Raw genomic sequence first — 19,189 nt, 5'->3', positions numbered from 1 at the left:
TTGTGCGAGTTGGAGGCTTATCACCACTATGAGCCATCCGCCGGCACCTTGTCTGGCGACCATTCAAGCTCAATCAGGGATTACCGACATGGCCATCAGCGTCTTCGACCTGTTCAAAATCGGCGTGGGTCCGTCCAGCTCCCATACCGTGGGCCCGATGCGGGCCGGCGCCCTGTTCGCCCAGCGCCTGGTCGACGAAGGTCTGCTGGAGCAGGTCAAGCGGGTCGAGGTGCGCCTCTATGGCTCGCTGTCGGCCACCGGCGTCGGCCATGGCACCGACCGCGCCACCCTGATCGGCCTGATGGGCGAATGGCCGGATCGCGTCGATCCCGCTGCCGTGGAGCCGCGTATCGAAGCCCTGCGCAACGAGCGCCAGCTGCTGCTGGCCGGGCGCCAGGCGATCCACTTCGACTGGCAGGAAGACATGCTGCTGCTGGAAGAGAGCCTGCCCTATCACCCCAATGCCATGACCCTGACCGCCTTTGGCGCCACCGGCGAGGTGGCCGAGGCGACCTACTACTCCATCGGCGGTGGCTTCGTGGTGGACGCCGCCCAGGCCGCCAGCGGCGTGCTGGACAACGACACCACCGAACTGCCCTATGATTTCTCCAGCGGCGCCGAGCTGCTGCACCTGTGTCGCAGCCATGGCCTGGGCGTGGCCGAGCTGATGCTGGCCAACGAAAAGAGCTGGCGCTCCGAGGACGAGATCCGCAGCGGCCTGCTGCGCATCTGGAACGTGATGCGCGAATGCGTGCAGAACGGTCTCGCCAACGAGGGCATCCTGCCCGGCGGCCTCAAGGTGCGCCGGCGCGCCGCCCGCCTGCACCAGAGTCTGCAGGCCATCGGCAAGCCCAACGTCATCGGTTCCACCCTCTCCGCCATGGAATGGGTCAACCTCTTCGCCCTGGCGGTGAACGAGGAGAACGCCGCCGGCGGGCGCATGGTCACCGCCCCCACCAACGGCGCGGCCGGGATCATCCCGGCGGTGCTGATGTACTACATGAAATTCAATCCCGACGCCTGTGACGACGACGTGGTGCGCTTCATGCTGGCCGCTGCCGCGGTCGGCATCCTGTGCAAGAAGAACGCCTCCATCTCCGGCGCCGAGGTGGGCTGCCAGGGCGAGGTCGGCTCGGCTTGCGCCATGGCCGCAGCCGGTCTGGCCGAGGTGCTGGGCGCCAGTCCCGCGCAGCTGGAAAACGCCGCCGAGATCGGCCTGGAGCACAACCTGGGACTGACCTGCGATCCGGTCGGCGGCTTGGTGCAGGTGCCCTGCATCGAGCGCAATGCCATCGCCGCGGTCAAGGCGATCAATGCCGCCCAGATGGCCCTGCGCGGCGACGGCGAGCACTTCATCTCCCTCGACCAGGTGATCCGCACCATGAAGGAAACCGGCGCGGACATGCATAGCAAGTACAAGGAAACCTCGCGCGGCGGCCTGGCCGTGACCTTCGTGGAGTGTTGAGAGACGCTTGATCGTTCCAGTGCGGCGTATATACTCACATGTATATACGCCTCGAGGAGCTGTTCATGGCCGAAGCCCGTGTGTTCAAGTCTGGTAACAGCCAGGCCTTGCGCTTGCCCAAGGAGTTTCGCTTCGAATCGGATCGGGTGGAAATCTTCCGCCGCGGCGACGAAATCGTCCTGCGGGAGCTGCGGCCAGATGCCGCCGATATCTTCGATACCCTGGCCGCGCTGTCACTGGCGACGCTGGAACGGGAAGATAGTCCACCCCAGGGGCGGGAAGAGCTCTAGTGGCTGCTCGCTACCTGCTCGACACCAACATCTGCATCTACATCGCCAAGCACAATCCGCCGCAGGTCCGCGAACGTTTTGCCCGGCACGGCCGCGATGAGCTGGCGATGTCCGCGATCACCTGGGGCGAGCTCTGTCATGGCGCGGCCAAGAGTCAGCAACCCAAGCGCACCCGGGCGATCCTGGAACAACTCCGGCAGCAGATCGCTGTACTGGAGCTGGATAGGGGTTGTGCCGAGCACTATGGCGCCATTCGCGCCGAGTTGGAGCGTCAGGGCAAGATCATCGGCAACAACGACCTGTGGATCGCCGCTCATGCCCGCGCCAGGGCACTGATCCTGGTCAGCAACAATCTGCGGGAATTCAGCCGGGTCGCTGATCTGGCTTGTGAGAACTGGACAGCAGCCGATTGAAACGGCAGGGTCGGCTCTGACCTAGACACCAGGAACGCCCATGAGCCTCGACTCCGTCCGCCAGCACCTCGCGCGCATCGCGCCTGACCTCGAGATCCTCGAGGCCACCACCAGTACCGCGACCGTCAGCCTGGCGGCGGCCGCCCATGGCGTGGAGCCGGGGCGGATCGCCAAGACCCTGGGACTCAAGGTCGGAGAGCAGCTGTTGCTGCTGGTGGCTCGCGGTGATGCACGCCTGGACAACCGCAAGCTCAAGGCCGCCTTCGGTGGCAAGGCCAAGCTGCTCGATGCCGCCACCGTGGAGGGCCTTACCGGGCATCCGGTGGGTGGCGTCTGTCCGTTCGGGCTGGCCACCCCGCTGCCGGTCTATTGCGATGAGTCGCTGAAAGCCTTCGACGAGGTGCTCCCGGCCGCGGGTGCCATCCACAGCTGCGTGCGCCTCACTCCGGAGCGGCTGGCCGCCCTCAGCGAGGCGCGCTGGGTGGATGTCTGCGCGCTGGGCGATCAGCGCAGCTGATCGTTCTTTTCCACGTCGCGCCGGTCCTTGTTCAGCACCACGCAGGCGTAGTAGCCGCCGCCGAGCAGGATGAGCGCGAGCAGGCTGAAGAGAATCATGAAGATACCATCGTCCATGGCTGCCTCCGAGGGATGCCAGAAAGGGATGGGTAAAGCTTAGGCCTCAAGACGCTCGCGTTACAGCAGCAGGTAGACACAGGAAAAACCGGATCAGATGGAGCCGTGCTCGCTATAGTGACGGTCTCCCCTGCCCTGGCTCTGCATGAAGCGCTACGAAAGATTCGCCGACCAGCTTGCCACCCTGATGACCCGCGGCGTCCTCGCCCCCGGCGAGCGGCTGCCGTCGGTGCGCAACGCCAGCCAGACCCACGGCATCAGCCCCTCCACGGTGTTCCAGGCCTATTACCTGCTGGAGAGTCGCGGCCTGATCGAGGCCCGCGAGCGATCCGGCTATTTCGTCCGCGAACCGGCCCGGGCGCGGGACGCGGCGCCCTTGCTGGCGCCCCTGGAAGGCACCGAGGTGGCGGTGAGCGACCTGGTCTATTCGGTGCTGCAGTCGCTGCAGGACCCGGACATCGTGCCCTTCGGCTCGGCCTTTCCCAGCCCCGATCTCTTTCCCCTGGCGCGCCTGGCCCGCAGCATGGCCCACGGCCTGCGCGACCTGCCCGCCCAGGACCTCACCGCCTACATCACCCCCGGCCATCCCGAACTGCGGCGGCAGATCGCCCGGCGCTACGGCCTGGCCGGCATGCCCGAGGTCGGCGAAGAACTGGTGATCACCCACGGCGCCCTGGAGGCCCTCAACCTGGGCCTGCAGAGTCTGACCCGCCCCGGTGATCTGGTGGCGGTGGAAAGCCCGGCCTTTTACGCCAGCCTGCAGGTGCTGGAGCGGCTGCAGCTCAAGGCGGTGGAGATTCCCGTCGATGCCGAGCGCGGCCTCAACCTGGATGCCCTCGAAGAGGCCCTGAACCGCCTGCCGATCAAGGCCTGCTGGTTCATGAGCGGCCTGCAGAATCCCACCGGGGTCAGTCTCGACGACCATGCCCAGCAGCGCCTCTATGGCCTGCTGCAACGCCATCGGGTGCCCCTGCTGGAAGACGACGTCTATGCCGAGCTCTACAGCGGCAGCGAACCGCACCGCCCGGTCAAGCGCTTCGACCGCGACGGCCTCGTGCTGCACTGCGGCTCCTTTTCCAAGTGCCTGGCGCCCGGCTATCGCATCGGCTGGATCGCCGCCGGCCGCCAGGCAGGTGCCGTCGCACGACTGCGACTGATGACCACCATCACCCCCTCGATGCCGGCCCAGGCCGCCCTGGCCGACTATCTGCAGCATGGCGGCTACGATCGCCACCTGCGTCGCCTGCGCCTGAGTCTCGACCGCCAGCGCCAGGCCATGCTGACCGCGGCGCGGCGCCATTTTCCCGCCGACACCCACGTCAGCCGGCCCCGGGGCGGCTACTTCCTCTGGTTCGAACTGCCCTCTCGCGTGGACAGCCTGGCGTTGTATCGCCAGGCGCTGGCCGAGGGCATCAGCCTGGCGCCAGGGCCGATCTTTTCCGCGCAGCAGGGCTTTCGAAACTGCATCAGACTCAACTGCGGCCATCCCTGGGACGCGCGCAGCGAGGCGGCCATGGCCAGGCTCGGCGAGTTGCTGAAGGCGTTCTAGAGCCCGCCCCGCACGCTGCCCCGCCCACCAATGGCGGCCGGCAGGGACAGCGGCAATAGCAGGGTGTCGAGCAGGGCGCTGGCGGGCAGGTCCAGCACCGGCCAGGCCGGCGCCTCGGCGCCGAAGCGCTCCCAAGCGCAGCAGCCGCCCTGCAGGGCATAGAGATTCAGCCGGGTACCGGCATAGACCACCGGCGCGCCGGGCTTGGCGGCATCCAGGGTGCGCGCTGTGGCGCAGCCGCCGAGGACCAGCACGGTCGTCAGCAGCAGGCCGAGGCGCGCGACGGCCCTAGGTTCCATACGAAAACTGCCTGCGCTCGGTGATGCTGCGTTAAAAATCAGCTCGGAATGCTCATTTACCATTCGTAAACTCGAGCGCGAGCCCGGTCCGCTTCCTCGCTGATTTTTGCCTTGTCTGACCTTCGCTCGGCGACTTTTCGTACAGAACCTAGTCATCGTTGCCGGACAGGTGATGTTCGCCCCAGCGCGGCAGCATGTCCTGGGGGATGCCCAGGGTGTTGAGGATGCGCGCCACCACGAAGTCCACCAGGTCGTCGAGGGTCTGCGGCTGGTGGTAGAAGCCCGGCGAGGCCGGCAGGATGGTCACGCCCAGGTTGGACAGCTTGAGCATGTTTTCCAGGTGGATGCTGGAGAACGGCGACTCGCGCGGCACCAGGATCAGTTGCCGCCGCTCCTTGAGGGCCACGTCGGCGGCGCGCTCGATGAGGTTGTTGCTGGCACCGGTGGCGATGGCCGAGAGGGTGCCGGTGGAACAGGGGCAGACCACCATGGCCGCCGGGGCGCTGGAACCGGACGCCGGCGGCGCCATCCAGTCGCTCTGGCCGAACACCCGCACCTGGCCCGGCGCCGCGCCGGTGTATTCGGTGAGAAAGGCCTGCATGGCCTGGGGCTTGGCCGGCAGCACCACGTCGGTCTCGGTGGCCATCACCAGCTGCGCGGCCTTGGAGATGAGGAAGTGCACCTCGCGCTCCTCCTGCACCAGGCAGTCCAGCAGGCGCAGGCCGTACTGGGAGCCGGAGGCGCCGGTCAGCGCCAGGGTGATGCGTTCCGGGCCGGCCATCATGCCTGCTCCAGGGCGGCGGCCAGCTTGCCGTGCAGGCCGCCGAAGCCGCCGTTGCTCATGATCACCACGTGGGTGGGGCCGTCCAGCTCGGCCTGGACCCGGGTGATGATCGCCTCCAGGGAATCGCAGACCACGGCCGGTACGGCGCAGGCCTCGGCGGTGCCGGCCAGGTCCCAGCCCAGATTCGGCGGGGCGTACCAGATGACGCTGTCGGCGCCGGTGACGCTGGCCGGCAGGCCGTCACGGTGGGCGCCCAGCTTCATGGAATTGGAGCGCGGCTCGATGACGGCGATGATCCGCTCGCTGCCGACCCGGGCACGCAGGCCCTGCAGGGTGGTGGCGATGGCGGTGGGATGATGGGCGAAGTCGTCGTAGACGGTCACGCCGCGCACCTCGGCGACCTTTTCCATGCGCCGCTTCACGCTGCGGAATTCGCTCAGGGCCGCGACGCCCAGGCCGGGTACCACGCCGACATGACGAGCCGCGGCCAGGGTGGCCAGGGCATTGGCCACGTTGTGCTGGCCGGTCAGTTCCCAGTTCACCGTGCCCTGCACCGCGCCGTCGAACATCACCTCGAAGCGCGAGCCGTCGTCGGCCAGCAGGCGGGCCTGCCACTGGCCACCTGCGCCAGTGGTCTGCACCGGGGTCCAGCAACCCATCTCCAGCACCCGCACCAGGGCCGTTTCGGCGGTGGGGTGGATGATCAGGCCGCTGCTGGGGATGGTCCGCACCAGATGGTGGAACTGCCGCTCGATGGCCGCGAGATCCGGGAAGATGTCCGCGTGATCGTATTCCAGGTTGTTGAGGATGGTGGTTCGCGGTCGGTAGTGGACGAACTTGGACCTCTTGTCGAAGAAGGCGCTGTCGTATTCGTCGGCTTCCACCACGAAGAAGGGCGTGCCGCCCAGGCGCGCCGAGATGCCGAAATTCTGTGGCACCCCGCCGATGAGAAAGCCCGGACTCATGCCGGCGTGCTCCAGCACCCAGGCCAGCATGCTGGTGGTGGTGGTCTTGCCATGGGTGCCGGCGACCGCCAGCACCCAGCGGCCCTGCAGGACGTGCTCGGCCAGCCACTGGGGGCCGGAGACATAGGGCAGGCCCTTATCCAGCACGTATTCCACGGCCGGATTGCCGCGCGACAGGGCGTTGCCGATCACCACCAGGTCCGGTGCCGGATCCAGTTGTGCCGGATCGTAGCCCTGGGTCAGCTCGATGCCCTGGGCCTCCAGCTGGGTGCTCATGGGCGGATAGACGTTGGCGTCGGAGCCGGTCACGCGATGGCCGGCTTCCTTGGCCAGTACCGCGAGCGACCCCATGAAGGTGCCGCAGATACCGAGGATGTGGATGTGCATGACAGGCGGGCTCCGCTGCAGATTGAACGGCGGCAAGGTTAGCACGGGGGGCCGCGCCGCCGGAGCGATGGCCGTCGCGGATACCCGGCGCTGCGCCTGCCCCGGCCGGCAGGATTTCGACTAGAGTGCGCAAGGCATCCCTGGCTTTCCGGATGCCCTCATAGCCGTAGGTCCGTTCGCCTTGATAACAAGCACAAGAGGTCGACCATGCTGAAACACCTGCTGATCACCGCTGCAACCCTCTCCTTCGCCAGCCTGGCCCTGGCCGCCGCGCCGACCAAGGTCGCCGACACCGCCCTGGGCAAGGTGCTCGTCGACGGCAAGGGCATGACGCTCTACACCTTCGCCAAGGACAGCGCGGGCAAGTCCGCCTGCAACGGTCCCTGTGCCCAGAACTGGCCACCGCTGACAGCCGAAGCGGGCGCCAAGGCTGCCGATGGCTACAGCCTGGTCACTCGCGACGACGGCAGCCAGCAATGGGCCTACCAGGGCAAGCCGCTGTATACCTGGGTCAAGGACAGCAAGCCGGGCGATACCACCGGGGATGGCGTCAATCAGGTCTGGCACGTGGCCAAGCCCTGATGCCCGGGCGCTGTCTGCCCCGTGCGGGCAGCGCCTTATCTATCCTATGGTTTAATATTTCATGATCATTCATTTTTAATGATAAGCGAGCAGGCATAGCCTGAGGGCCTTCCCTTTCAGGAGCCCGGCCATGCCGTTTTTCGCCGCTGTCCCAGCGCAGGCCCTCAGACCCTTCAGCCAGCTCGACCGCCCCCTGGAGGTCATCCGCCAGTTCACCCCCAACTGGTTCGCCGTGACCATGGGCACCGGCGTGCTGGCCCTCGCCCTGGCCGCCTTTCCCTGGCGGTTGCCTGGATTGCCCGCCCTCGCCGAGGGCCTCTGGCTGCTCGCTGTGCTGTTGTTCTGCCTGTTCGCCGGGCTCTATGCCGCGCGCTGGCTGCTGTTCTTCGACGAGGCTCGCGAGATCTTCGCCCACGCCACCGTCTCGATGTCTATCGGTACCATCCCCATGGGCCTGGCCACGCTGATCAACGGCCTGCTGCTGTTCGGCCTGCCGCGCTGGGGCGCGGCGGTGCTGCCCCTGGCACTCGGCCTCTGGTGGCTGGATGTGGCCATGGCACTGGCTTGCGGGGTGCTGATCCCTTATCTGATGTTTACCCGCCAGGCGCATCGCATCGACCAGATGACCGCCGTCTGGCTGTTGCCGGTGGTAGCCGCGGAGGTGGCGGCGGCCAGTGGTGGCCTGCTGGTGCCGCATCTGGCGGCCGGCGAGCAATTCACCGTACTCGTCGCCAGCTATGTGCTCTGGGCCTATTCGGTTCCGGTCGCTCTCAGCCTGCTGGTGATCCTGCTGTTGCGTCTGGCGTTGCACAAACTGCCGCCGGCCAGCATGGCGGCATCGAGCTGGCTGGCGCTGGGCCCGATCGCCACCGGCGCACTGGGGCTACTGGTGCTAGGCCGCGCTGCGCCCGCGGTGTTCGACGCCCATGGCCTGGTCGGCATTGGCGAGATCGTCCAGGGCCTGGGCCTGCTGGGCGCGGTGCTGCTCTGGGGCCTGGGACTCTGGTGGCTGGCGCTGGCGGTGCTGGTGACCCAGCGCCAGGCCCGGGAGGGCATGCCCTTCAACCTGGGCTGGTGGGGCTTCACCTTTCCCCTGGGTGTCTATGCCCTGGCCACCCTGCGCCTGGGCGAGGCCCTGGCCGCACCCTTCTTCACCGGCCTGGGCGCCGTGCTGGTGCTGCTGCTGGCCCTGCTATGGCTCCTAGTCGCCAGCCGCACCCTGGCGGGCGCCTACCGGGGCAGTCTGTTCGTCTCGCCCTGCATCGCCCACCTGGGCAAAAAGGCGCGTTAGAGCCTTTTCAAAGGCTCGCGAGCTAGAGACAAACAAGGCCTAGGTGGCCCCGCGAAAATAGCCGAGGAAGCGGATCGGACTCGCGCTCGAGTTTACAAAGAGTAACTGAGCATTCCGACGGGGCTGGCCTTCCAGGCCATTTTCAACGCCGTTTGGCCGACGCGCAGCAGACGTTGAACAGGCTCTTAGTCCTGGGGACGCTGCAGGCCGTGCTGGTGCAGCCAGCGATAGAGGGTGTTGCGACTCACCCCCAGGCGCTTGGCGGCGCGGGTCATCTGCCAGTGGCAGTCGTCCAGCACCGCACGCAGCTCCTCGCGGGCGTTGTCGACCGGCGCCGCGCTGGCGTGCAGGGGCAGCCGGGCGCCACGGCAATCGGCAGGTAGCTCGTCCAGGCCGATATGACCGTCTTCGCTCAGGGCCACCAGGGTGCGCAGCACGGTACGCAGCTGACGGACGTTGCCGGGCCAGGGTTGGGCGAGCAGGCAGGCACGGGCGGCCGGATCGAGACGGATCGACTCGCCGCGGGCCTCCTCGGCCAGCAGCAGATCGAGCAGTTCGCCGCGATCACTGCGCTCACGCAGCGCCGGCAGGGTCACTACCAGACCGCGCAGGCGATAGTAGAGGTCTTCGCGAAAGCCGCCAGCGGCCACCAGGGCCTCCAGATCGCGGTGACTGGCGCTGACCAGGCGCAGGTCAAGGGCACGCGGTGCGCCACCGCCGAGAGGAACCACCTGGCGCTCTTCCAGCACCCGTAGTAGTCGGGTCTGCAGGGCCAGCGGCATGTCGCCGATCTCGTCGAGAAAGAGGATGCCGCCATCGGCCTGCTGCAACTTGCCGGCCATGCCCTCCTTGCGCGCCCCGGTGAAACTGCCGCCGCGATAGCCGAACAGCTCGCTCTCGATCAGGGTTTCCGGGATGGCCGCGCAATTGAGGGCGACGAACGCCTGGCCGGCGCGACTGCTGGCGCGGTGCAGGGCGCTGGCGAAGGCTTCCTTGCCGGTGCCGGTCTCGCCGTGCAGCAGCACCGGCACGTCGCGCTCCAGCACCTTGAGCGCCCGGGTGAAATCCCGCGCCAGGGCCGGATCGGCCAGGCAGATGCCGCTGGGCAGGGGCGCCTTGGGCACTGCCACCGGGGTGACCGGCCGCACCTGAGGGCCGCGCACCAGGCCATGGAAGCCCTGGCCCTGGCGACCACGCAGTGCCCAGCAGGCGCTGGGTTGCGGGCGGGCACGCTCCAGCAGGTCGTCCTGCCGCAACTCGAACAGGCTTTCCATCCGCTGCCCCAGCACCGCACTGCGCGCCAGCCCCAGCAGCATCAGGGCGGTCTCGTTGGCGGCATTGATCCGCCCCTCGTCATCAAAGGCCAGCAGGCCCTCGCTGAGCAGGCCGACATAGGCCGCCTGGGCATGGAAGCGCAACAGATAGCCGTCGGCGTAGCGGTCGAGGAAGTAGCAACTCTCGATCAGCTTGGCCGAGAGATTGACCAGCGCCATGGTGTGGAACTGACCCTGGCGCGAGGCTTCCTGGCGGGCGGTGGAGACGTCCAGCACCGCCAGCAGTTCACCGGCCGGATCGAAGACCGGACTGGCCGAGCAGGTCAGCTGGGTATGGCGACTGCGAAAGTGTTCGTCGCGATGGATGGTCAGCGCCTGGCGCTCCACCACGCAGGTGCCGATGCCGTTGGTGCCCTCGCAGGCCTCGCTCCAGTCGGCGCCCAGCCACAGCCCGGCCTGCTGGAAGGTCTCGCGCTCGGCCTCGGCGGTGACGCAATCGAGGATCAGCCCACGGGCATCGGTGAGCAGCACGGCATGGCCGGCGCCGCCCAGTTGCTGGTGCAGGGCATTCATCTGCCCACGGGCGATCTGCAGGACCCGCTGCTGGCGCTGGCGATGCTCGTCGAAGCGGGCGCGCTCCAGCACCCAGGGCGCTACCGGAGCGGCCGGGTCGAGCTGGTGCTCGTCGAGACAGCGCCGCCAGGAGCGGGCGATGGCCGGATCGCTGGCCGGGCCGTCGAGGACGGCGCCGCGAGCGAGTTCGAGCACCTGGCTGGCATGACGATCGGACGGGGTGGCGGCCATTGTTGTTGTCCTCCGCGGGGGCGTCTGCGCGGCTCCCAGCATAGGCCAAATCGGGCGGACTGGGCACTCTGTCACCCCCAGGTGACAGGCTGTCACGCCAAGGGGTGACACCTCTGTCACAGTGACAAGGAGCGGCTTTCCCTAGAAAAGACCGTAAGGCCGCAACCATGCGGGTTCGCCCGACTTGGCCCGCGCCTTGCTCAGGATCGGAGCGCCGCTCTTCCTACAAGAACAAACAGGAGACCCACCATGCGCTACGCAGCTCCCGGCACCCAAGACGCCCTGCTGACCCTGCAGGCCCGCTACGGCAACTATATCGGCGGCGAATTCGTCGCCCCGGTGAAAGGCCAGTACTTCACCAACACCTCCCCGGTGAACGGCTCGGTGATCGGTGAATTCCCCCGCTCCGACGCCGCCGACATCGAGCGCGCCCTGGACGCCGCCCACGCCGCCGCCGATGCCTGGGGCCGCACCTCGGTGCAGGACCGCTCGCTGATCCTGCTCAAGATCGCCGACCGCATCGAACAGAATCTGGAAAAACTGGCCGTCGCCGAAACCTGGGACAACGGCAAGGCGGTGCGCGAGACGCTCAACGCCGACGTACCCCTGGCCGCCGACCACTTCCGCTACTTCGCCGGCTGCATCCGCGCCCAGGAAGGCAGCGCCGCCGAGATCAACGACAAGACCGCCAGCTACCATTTCCACGAGCCGCTGGGCGTGGTCGGCCAGATCATCCCCTGGAACTTCCCGCTGCTGATGGCCGCCTGGAAGCTGGCCCCGGCGCTGGCCGCCGGCAACTGCGTGGTGCTCAAGCCCGCCGAGCAGACCCCGCTGTCCATCACCCTGTTCGTCGAGCTGGTCGGCGACCTGCTGCCGCCCGGCGTGCTCAACGTGGTGCAGGGCTATGGCAAGGAGGCCGGCGAGGCCCTGGCCACCAGCACCCGCATCGCCAAGATCGCCTTCACCGGCTCCACCCCGGTGGGTTCGCACATCCTCTCCTGCGCGGCCAAGAACATCATCCCGAGCACCGTGGAGCTGGGCGGCAAGTCGCCCAACATCTACTTCGAAGACATCATGCAGGCCGAGCCGAGCTTCATCGAAAAGGCTGCCGAAGGTCTCGTCCTGGGCTTCTTCAACCAGGGCGAGGTCTGTACCTGCCCCTCGCGCGCCCTGGTGCAGGAATCCATCTACGCCCCCTTCATGGAAGCGGTGATGAAGAAGATCGCCCAGATCAAGCGTGGCGATCCGCTGGACACCGACACCATGGTCGGCGCCCAGGCCTCCCAGCAGCAATTCGAGAAGATCGTCTCCTACCTGGAGATCGCCCGCGAGGAAGGCGCCGAATTCCTCACCGGCGGCAACGTCGAGAAGTTGCAGGGTGACCTGGCCAGCGGCTATTACATCCAGCCGACCCTGCTCAAGGGCCACAACAAGATGCGCGTCTTCCAGGAAGAGATCTTCGGCCCGGTAATCGGCGTCACCACCTTCAAGGACGAAGCCGAGGCCCTGGCCATCGCCAACGACACCGAGTTCGGCCTCGGCGCCGGCGTCTGGACCCGCGACATCAACCGCGCCTACCGCATGGGCCGCGGCATCAAGGCCGGTCGCGTCTGGACCAACTGCTACCACCTCTATCCCGCTCACGCCGCCTTCGGTGGCTACAAGAAATCCGGCGTCGGCCGGGAAACCCACAAGATGATGCTCGACCACTACCAGCAGACCAAGAATCTGCTGGTCAGCTACGACATCAATCCGCTGGGCTTCTTCTAGGAGCGACCGGCAGACCCCGGGGTACGGCCGCCACTGACTGTGCCCCGGAGCCAACGCCGCTCCGCGAAGACGACGCCTGGATCGCGCGCCTCAGCAGGACGTCGGGGCGCGCCTCCCGCCTGACCTGGATCAACACCCCTTCCCCGTGGGTGGCCGACGCTAGACGCAACGGCCGCCCGTGGTGGACAGGTGCGTCCCGGCGCAGGCCCCGTCTGGCTTCATCCACGCATCATGCCTCCATGAGGGACTCGTCATGCCCAAAACAATGAAAGCCGCTGTCGTCACCGCCTTTGGCAAACCCCTGGAATTCCGCGAAGTCGAGGTGCCGACCCCGGGTGCCGGTCAGGTGCTGGTTAAGATCGCCGCCAGCGGCGTCTGCCACACCGACCTGCACGCCGCCCAGGGCGATTGGCCGGTCAAGCCCAATCCGCCCTTCATCCCCGGCCACGAAGGCGTCGGCCATGTGGTGGCAGTAGGCGCGGGGGTCACCCATGTCAAGGAAGGCGACCGGGTCGGGGTGCCCTGGCTGTATTCCACCTGCGGCCACTGCGAACACTGCCTGGGCGGCTGGGAGACCCTCTGCGAATCCCAGCAGAACACCGGCTACTCGGTGAACGGCGGCTTCGCCGAATACACCCTGGCCGATGCCGGCTACGTCGGCCGCCTGCCGGACAACGTCGGCCTCGTCGAGATCGCGCCCATCCTCTGCGCCGGGGTCACCGTCTACAAGGGCCTGAAGATGACCGATACCAAGCCGGGCAACTGGGTGGTGATTTCCGGCATCGGCGGGCTTGGCCACATGGCGGTGCAGTACGCCCGGGCCATGGGCCTCAACGTGGCGGCGGTGGACGTGGATGACAAGAAGCTCGACCTCGCCCGCCGGCTGGGCGCCGAGGTCACGGTCAACGCCCGCGAGCAGGATCCGGCGGCCTACCTCAAGAAGGAGATCGGCGGCGCTCACGGCGCCCTGGTCACGGCGGTCTCGCCCAAGGCCTTCGAACAGGCCATCGGCATGACCCGCCGCGGCGGCACCATCGCCCTCAATGGCCTGCCGCCGGGCGATTTCCCGCTGTCGATCTTCGACATGGTGCTCAACGGCACCACGGTGCGCGGCTCCATCGTCGGCACCCGCCTGGACCTGCAGGAGGCGCTGGACTTTGCCGGCGAGGGCAAGGTCAAGGCCACGGTGAGCGCCGAACCGCTGGAGAATATCAACGACATCTTCGCCCGCATGCACGGCGGCGGCATCGAGGGTCGGGTGGTGATCGACATGGCGCTGAGCTGAGAACCGGCTCGCCACTCCCGCGCCCATCCGGGCGCGGGACTGAACCTTTGCCCTACCCTGACCTCTGAGCGGCTGGCGTTTTTTCCCGGCGCCGATCTCGACCAGGCCACAAAACCCGGTCCCGGCTGCCTTTATAATCGCCGCCGGACCCTCGCAACCACGGTAGGCACGCCCCATGGAATTCAACCCGATCGATCTGATCCTGCACCTCGACGTCTATCTCAGCGGGTTGGTCGCCCAGTACGGCACCTGGATCTACGCCATTCTCTTCGCCGTGATCTTCTGCGAGACGGGCCTGGTGGTCATGCCCTTCCTGCCCGGCGACTCCCTGCTGTTCATCGCCGGCGCGCTCTCCGCCCTCGGCGACATGGACCCCTATCTGCTGGCCGGACTGCTGATGTTCGCCGCGGTGGCGGGCGACAGCACCAACTACCTGATCGGTCGCTTCGCCGGCGACAAGCTGTTCAGCAATCCCCATTCCAAGGTGTTCCGCCGCGACTATCTGCTGCGCACCCAGGCCTTCTACGAGCACCACGGCGGCAAGACCATCACCCTGGCGCGCTTCCTGCCCATCATCCGTACCTTCGCCCCCTTCGTGGCCGGCGTCGGCCGCATGCACTATCCCTACTTCCTGGCGTACAGCGTGCTCGGCTCGCTGCTCTGGGTCGGCGGTCTGGTGAGCCTGGGCTACTTCTTCGGCAACGTGCCCTTCATCAAGCAGAATCTCACCCTGATGGTGCTGGCCATCATCGGCATCTCCCTGCTGCCGATGATCCTCGGCCTGATCAAGAGCCGACGCGCCGCGGTCCAGAGCGGAATCTGAGTCCTTGGGTTTCTGGCGCGCCTGGCGCGAGCGGCGCCTGCTTGCGCGGGTCGCCATCGCCGACGAGCTCTGGGCGCGCCTGCGTCAGCGCCTGCCGATCCTCGATGGCCTGACCGTCGCGGAAGACGCCTGGCTGCGCGAGCACTGCGTGCTGTTTCTCGCCGAGAAGCGCCTTACCCTGCTCCAGGGCCTGGAACTGGACGACGGCGACCGCCTCTTGCTGGCCGCCCAAGCCCTGCTGCCGCTGCTGCACCTGCCGGAAGCGGCGCTCTACCCCAACGTCCGCGAGATCGTCGTCTACCCGGACGCCTTCGTCAGTCCCCAGCGCCATCGCGACGAGGGCGGCCTGGAGCACGAATGGGACGAGGAGCGCGACGGCGAAGCCTGGGATCGCGGCCAGGTGGTGCTGGCCTGGCCCGGCATCCAGGCCAGTGGCGGCTGGGAGGCCTACAACCTGGTCATCCACGAATTCGCCCACCTCCTCGACCTGCTCGCCGGCGGCCTGTGCAACGGTCAGCCACCACTGCACCCAGGCATGCCCCAGGCGGCCTGGACCGGCGCCCTGCAGCACGCCTATGACGAACTCAATCGCCAGCTCGACGCCGATCCGGACGCCGAGACCGCACTCGACCCCTATGCGGCGGAAAGCCCCGAGGAATTCTTCGCCGTCGCCTGCGAGTACTTCTTCAGCGCGCCCGACCTGCTCGGCGAACACTATCCGGCGGTCTATGCCCAGCTGCAGCAGCTGTTCCGCCAGGATCCGCGCCAGCGTCTCGCCGTCAGCCTGGCGAGCGTGCAACAGCCGACACCCCCGGGGTCCGAGGCTCGAACCCCGATCTGAAAGCGCCTATACTCCCGGCCACTTTTCCCAACCGACCAGAGGGACCCGTTCATGAGCTACAGCAAGATTCCCGCCGGCAAAGACCTGCCGAACGACATCTACGTCGCCATCGAGATTCCGGCCAACCACGCGCCGATCAAGTACGAGATCGACAAGGACAGCGACGCCCTCTTCGTCGACCGTTTCATGGCCACACCCATGTTCTACCCGGCCAACTACGGCTACATCCCCAACACCCTGGCCGACGATGGCGATCCCCTGGACGTGCTGGTCGTGACCCCCTACCCGGTCGCCCCCGGCGCCGTGATCCGCGCCCGTCCGGTCGGCGTGCTGCACATGACCGACGAAGCCGGTGGTGACGCCAAGCTGATCGCCGTCCCCCACGACAAGCTGAGCGTCCTCTACAAGGACGTGAAGGAATACACCGACCTGCCGGCCCTGCTGCTGGAGCAGATCAAGCACTTCTTCGAGAACTACAAGGATCTGGAGAAGGGCAAGTGGGTCAAGGTCGAAGGCTGGGGCGACGCCGACGCCGCCCGCGCCGAGATCACCAAGGCCGTGGCCGCCTACAAGGGCTGAGCCAGGCTCCTTTCGAAAAGCCCGGCTCGCCGGGCTTTTCTGTTTCCGGACGTCACACCGGCCATCCCGGGCTTCCTATCCGGCGGCAAAGCGACTACCCTGCACCCCTCGTCGCCATCCGCGACTCTGCGCCGATCAGCCATCTGCCGATCGCCGCCGGAGGCCCCAGGCCTCTTTCTCATCTGCCCGGCAAGGGCAACCCGGGCGGGCCGGGCTCACCAAAAATCAGCTCAACCCGCCCTCTAAAGCCGGCCACAAGCCGGCTTTTTTGCGCCTGCCGTTCGAGTAGCGCACACCAGGCGCAGCGGAGCGACGACCGGTACGGATGCAGGCCGCCCAGGCAGAGCCTTTCGCCCATGTCAGCTCCCCGGGTCAGGTCGCCAGGCAAACTCACGAGAAACTCAGACCCGTTACTCAGGGTCGACCGGGAATAGGTCCGTCCCGAGTCGCCATCATGTCCCGCCGCCTGCGTCTGCCGCTTTACCTCCTCATCGGCCTGGTCGTCCTGCTGCTGTGCCTGCACCTGGCCGCGCCGCTGCTGATCCGCCATTACCTCAACGACAAGCTGGCGGACATGGGCGACTATCGTGGCCAGGTCACCGACGTGGACCTGGCCTGGTGGCGCGGCGCCTATCGCATCGAGGGGCTGGAGATCGTCAAGGTCAACGGCAAGGTACCGGTACCCTTTCTCAAGGCGCCCAGCATCGACATCGCGGTGAGCTGGCGTTCGCTGTGGCGGGACCATGCCATCGTCGGGCGCCTCCTCTTCGATCGTCCGGAACTCAACTTCGTCGACGGCGGGACGCGCAAGGAACAGTCGCAGACCGGTGCTGGCACCGACTGGCAGGACCAGGTCGACAAGCTGATCTCCATCACCCTCGACGAGGTACGGGTGGTCAATGGGCGGGTGACCTTTCGCAACTTCAATTCCAAGCCCCAGGTGAATCTGGCGGCCACCGACGTCAACGCCAGCCTCTACAACCTGACAAACGCCACCAACGCCCAGGGCGAACGCATCGCCCATTTCGAAGGCAAGGCCGCCGTGCTCGGCAGCGCGCCGCTGGAAGCCAGCGCTCGTTTCGATCCCTTCAAGGACTTCAACGACTTCGACTTCCGCCTGAGGGTCACCGACATCGACCTGCCCAAGCTCAACGACTTCGCCCGCGCCTACGGCAAGTTCGATTTCCGCGCCGGCAGCGGCGACGTGGTGGTGGAAGCCAAGGCGGTGGATGGCCGGCTCAGCGGCTACGTCAAACCCCTGATGAAGAACGTCGACATCTTCGACTGGCAGCAGGACGTCGAGAATCGCAACAAGAACGCCCTGGAAAGCGCCTGGGAAGCCGTGGTCGGCACCGCCCAGACGCTGCTCAAGAACCAGCCCCGCGATCAGTTCGCCACCCGGGTGGATCTCTCCGGCAGTGTGAAGAACCAGGACATCAGCCCGCTGCAGGCCTTCTTCAATATCCTGCGCAATGCCTTCGTGCAGGCCTTCAGCGCCCGCTATGATGCGGATTGAGGTCCAGCGTCTTGTACCCGGGCTTCGTAGCGTGGAAAACCGCGCAGCGTTTTCCACTGATAGGCCCCAGTGCCAATCGCGGCCATGGGCCGCTCCTACAGGCTCAGGTATGACCGTAGGTACGAGGTAGGAGCGGCCCATGGCCGCGATTTGGCGATACTCCAATCTCCGGAATTGACCACATTTGCGGACCGCCATGGCCGCTATCCCTCTGACTCGGTCTATCCAATGAACAACCGATACGCCGGATTCTCCGTCTCGTCCCAATAGCGATAGCCAATGGCATCCAGCGTCGCCAGCAGCTCCGGCCGCTCGGCCTGGCCGGCTTCCAGCCCCGCGAACACCCGGCCGTCCGCCGCGCCGTGGTTGCGGTAATGGAACATGCTGATGTTCCAGCGTCCGCCCAGCTTTTCGAGGAAGTCGAACAGCGCGCCCGGTCGCTCGGGGAATTCGAAGCGGAACACCTGCTCCTGGCCGACCCGCGCGGCATGGCCACCCACGGTGTGGCGGATATGCAGCTTGGCCAGTTCGTTGTCGGTCAGGTCCAGCACCGGGAAACCCTGGTCGCGCAGCCCCTGTAGCAGCGCCTCGCGCGGATCGCGCTGCGGATGGGTCTGGACGCCGACGAAGATGTGCGCCTCTTCGCCGGTGTGGTAGCGGTAGTTGAATTCGGTGATCTGCCGCCGGCCCAGGGCCTCGCAGAAGGCCCGGAAGCTCCCTGGCCGCTCGGGGATGGTCACGGCGATGATGGCTTCGCGCTGCTCACCCAGTTCGGCGCGTTCGGCCACGTGGCGCAGGCGGTCGAAGTTGATGTTGGCGCCGGAATCGATGGCCACCAGCACCTGGCCGCCGGAGCCTTCACGCTCGGCGTACTTCTTGATCCCGGCCACGCCCAGGGCCCCCGAGGGCTCGGTGATGGAGCGGGTGTCGTCGTAGATGTCCTTGATCGCCGCGCAGATCTCGTCGCTGCTGACCGTGATCACCTCGTCGACATAACGCTGGCAGATCTCGAAGGTGTGATGGCCGATCTGGGCCACGGCCACGCCATCGGCGAACAGTCCCACGCGCGGCAAGACCACCCGCTCACCCGCCGCCATGGCCTGCTGCAGGCAGTTGGAGTCGTCCGGCTCGACGCCGATGACCTTGATCTCGGGCCGCAGGTATTTCACATAGGCGGCGATGCCGGCGATCAGACCGCCGCCACCAACCGGGACGAAGATGGCGTCCAAACGCCCGGGATGCTGGCGCAGGATCTCCATGGCCACGGTGCCCTGGCCGGCGATGACATCGGGATCGTCATAGGGCGGCACGAAGGTGTAGCCCTGCTCCTCGACCAGGCGCAGCGCCTCGGCCAGGGCCTCGGGAAAGGCGTCGCCGTGCAGCACCACCTCGCCGCCACGCGACTGCACGCCGATGACCTTGAGTTCGGGGGTGGTGCGCGGCATGACGATGATCGCCCGCACGCCCAGCTCGCGGGCCGCGAGGGACAGGCCCTGGGCATGGTTGCCGGCGCTGGCGGTGATCACCCCGCGGGCCTTCTCGCTGGCCGAGAGGCTGGCCAGCTTGGTGTAGGCGCCGCGGATCTTGAAGGAAAACACCGGCTGCAGGTCTTCGCGCTTGAGCAGCACCTGGCAGCCCA

General features: G+C 67.0%; 19 protein-coding genes. 13 read left to right on the top strand and 6 right to left on the bottom strand.

What is annotated here, in order from left to right:
- Positions 1 to 88: 88 nt before the first annotated feature.
- From PVZ77_RS15220 to PVZ77_RS15205, 4 genes are all read left to right on the top strand, one after another.
- Positions 89 to 1,465 carry an L-serine ammonia-lyase gene (locus tag PVZ77_RS15220; RefSeq protein ID WP_273808205.1) on the top strand — a complete coding sequence of 459 codons (1,377 nt, stop codon included), beginning with the start codon at positions 89 to 91 and terminating at the stop codon, positions 1,463 to 1,465.
- 65 nt (positions 1,466 to 1,530) lie between these two features.
- Entirely contained in the window at positions 1,531 to 1,755 is a 225-nt protein-coding gene (locus tag PVZ77_RS15215) for an antitoxin (RefSeq protein ID WP_273808206.1), read from the top strand.
- Positions 1,755 to 2,168: a type II toxin-antitoxin system tRNA(fMet)-specific endonuclease VapC gene (gene vapC, locus PVZ77_RS15210; RefSeq protein ID WP_273808207.1), complete on the top strand. Its 414-nt coding sequence runs from the start codon at positions 1,755 to 1,757 to the stop codon at positions 2,166 to 2,168. The genes PVZ77_RS15215 and vapC overlap by 1 nt, the downstream gene beginning before the upstream one ends.
- Positions 2,169 to 2,208: 40 nt before the next feature.
- Positions 2,209 to 2,685 carry a YbaK/EbsC family protein gene (locus tag PVZ77_RS15205; RefSeq protein ID WP_273808208.1) on the top strand — a complete coding sequence of 159 codons (477 nt, stop codon included), beginning with the start codon at positions 2,209 to 2,211 and terminating at the stop codon, positions 2,683 to 2,685.
- Here PVZ77_RS15205 and PVZ77_RS15200 read toward each other — a convergent pair.
- Positions 2,673 to 2,801 (bottom strand): hypothetical protein, encoded by a 129-nt coding sequence (locus PVZ77_RS15200; RefSeq protein ID WP_007161186.1) that lies wholly within the window; start codon positions 2,799 to 2,801, stop codon positions 2,673 to 2,675. The two genes, PVZ77_RS15205 and PVZ77_RS15200, sit on opposite strands and share 13 nt — an antisense overlap.
- 145 nt (positions 2,802 to 2,946) lie before the next feature.
- On the opposite strand from PVZ77_RS15200, the gene PVZ77_RS15195 reads away from it, so the two are divergent.
- Complete coding sequence (locus PVZ77_RS15195) at positions 2,947 to 4,350, top strand: aminotransferase-like domain-containing protein (protein ID WP_273808209.1); 1,404 nt, start codon at positions 2,947 to 2,949, stop codon at positions 4,348 to 4,350.
- Here the strand turns inward: PVZ77_RS15195 and PVZ77_RS15190 are convergent.
- The 3 genes from PVZ77_RS15190 to mpl all read right to left on the bottom strand — a co-directional run bounded on the left by PVZ77_RS15190 (position 4,347) and on the right by mpl (position 6,785).
- Positions 4,347 to 4,649, bottom strand: coding sequence for a YceK/YidQ family lipoprotein (locus PVZ77_RS15190; protein ID WP_273808210.1), 303 nt, complete (start codon positions 4,647 to 4,649; stop codon positions 4,347 to 4,349). The two genes, PVZ77_RS15195 and PVZ77_RS15190, sit on opposite strands and share 4 nt — an antisense overlap.
- A 148-nt stretch (positions 4,650 to 4,797) precedes the next feature.
- The gene (ubiX, locus tag PVZ77_RS15185; RefSeq protein ID WP_108581567.1) at positions 4,798 to 5,430 is read right to left on the bottom strand and encodes a flavin prenyltransferase UbiX; all 633 of its coding nucleotides are present in this window, start codon (positions 5,428 to 5,430) and stop codon (positions 4,798 to 4,800) included.
- Positions 5,430 to 6,785: a UDP-N-acetylmuramate:L-alanyl-gamma-D-glutamyl-meso-diaminopimelate ligase gene (mpl, locus tag PVZ77_RS15180; protein ID WP_144961430.1), complete on the bottom strand. Its 1,356-nt coding sequence runs from the start codon at positions 6,783 to 6,785 to the stop codon at positions 5,430 to 5,432. The genes ubiX and mpl overlap by 1 nt, the downstream gene beginning before the upstream one ends.
- Before the next feature lie 207 nt (positions 6,786 to 6,992).
- Here mpl and PVZ77_RS15175 point away from each other — a divergent pair, with 207 nt between their 5' ends.
- Positions 6,993 to 7,367 carry a COG4315 family predicted lipoprotein gene (locus PVZ77_RS15175; RefSeq protein WP_058791008.1) on the top strand — a complete coding sequence of 125 codons (375 nt, stop codon included), beginning with the start codon at positions 6,993 to 6,995 and terminating at the stop codon, positions 7,365 to 7,367.
- Positions 7,368 to 7,497: 130 nt separating this feature from the next.
- Positions 7,498 to 8,658, top strand: a complete 1,161-nt coding sequence (locus PVZ77_RS15170; protein WP_273808212.1) for a C4-dicarboxylate ABC transporter — start codon at positions 7,498 to 7,500, stop codon at positions 8,656 to 8,658.
- Positions 8,659 to 8,843: 185 nt separating this feature from the next.
- Here PVZ77_RS15170 and PVZ77_RS15165 read toward each other — a convergent pair whose 3' ends face one another.
- Positions 8,844 to 10,736, bottom strand: coding sequence for a sigma-54-dependent Fis family transcriptional regulator (locus PVZ77_RS15165; RefSeq protein WP_273808213.1), 1,893 nt, complete (start codon positions 10,734 to 10,736; stop codon positions 8,844 to 8,846).
- A 249-nt stretch (positions 10,737 to 10,985) separates the two neighbouring features.
- Here PVZ77_RS15165 and exaC point away from each other — a divergent pair, with 249 nt between their 5' ends.
- The 6 genes from exaC (at position 10,986) to PVZ77_RS15135 (ending at position 17,550) form a co-directional block, all read left to right on the top strand.
- The gene (exaC, locus tag PVZ77_RS15160; protein ID WP_044341048.1) at positions 10,986 to 12,506 is read left to right on the top strand and encodes an acetaldehyde dehydrogenase ExaC; all 1,521 of its coding nucleotides are present in this window, start codon (positions 10,986 to 10,988) and stop codon (positions 12,504 to 12,506) included.
- Positions 12,507 to 12,759: 253 nt separating this feature from the next.
- Complete coding sequence (adhP, locus tag PVZ77_RS15155; protein ID WP_273808214.1) at positions 12,760 to 13,791, top strand: alcohol dehydrogenase AdhP; 1,032 nt, start codon at positions 12,760 to 12,762, stop codon at positions 13,789 to 13,791.
- 175 nt (positions 13,792 to 13,966) lie between these two features.
- Positions 13,967 to 14,614 carry a DedA family protein gene (locus PVZ77_RS15150; RefSeq protein ID WP_273808215.1) on the top strand — a complete coding sequence of 216 codons (648 nt, stop codon included), beginning with the start codon at positions 13,967 to 13,969 and terminating at the stop codon, positions 14,612 to 14,614.
- Positions 14,615 to 14,618: 4 nt separating this feature from the next.
- Entirely contained in the window at positions 14,619 to 15,455 is an 837-nt protein-coding gene (locus tag PVZ77_RS15145) for a zinc-dependent peptidase (protein ID WP_042137311.1), read from the top strand.
- 51 nt (positions 15,456 to 15,506) lie between these two features.
- On the top strand, positions 15,507 to 16,034 hold the full coding sequence (ppa, locus tag PVZ77_RS15140) for an inorganic diphosphatase (protein ID WP_007161198.1): 528 nt from the start codon (positions 15,507 to 15,509) through the stop codon (positions 16,032 to 16,034).
- 454 nt (positions 16,035 to 16,488) lie between these two features.
- On the top strand, positions 16,489 to 17,550 hold the full coding sequence (locus PVZ77_RS15135; RefSeq protein WP_273808218.1) for a DUF748 domain-containing protein: 1,062 nt from the start codon (positions 16,489 to 16,491) through the stop codon (positions 17,548 to 17,550).
- A 221-nt stretch (positions 17,551 to 17,771) separates the two neighbouring features.
- Here PVZ77_RS15135 and ilvA read toward each other — a convergent pair.
- Positions 17,772 to 19,189: threonine ammonia-lyase, biosynthetic (gene ilvA / locus PVZ77_RS15130; RefSeq protein WP_273808219.1), on the bottom strand; the 1,418-nt coding region annotated here is incomplete at its 5' end.

The sequence above is a fragment of the Pseudomonas sp. SHLD1 genome (assembly GCF_028640935.1).
Classification (GTDB): Bacteria; Pseudomonadota; Gammaproteobacteria; order Pseudomonadales; family Pseudomonadaceae; genus Chryseomonas; species Chryseomonas aestiva.
Note: the sequence above shows the minus strand (reverse complement) of the source record. Positions and strands in the feature narration are given on the sequence as shown.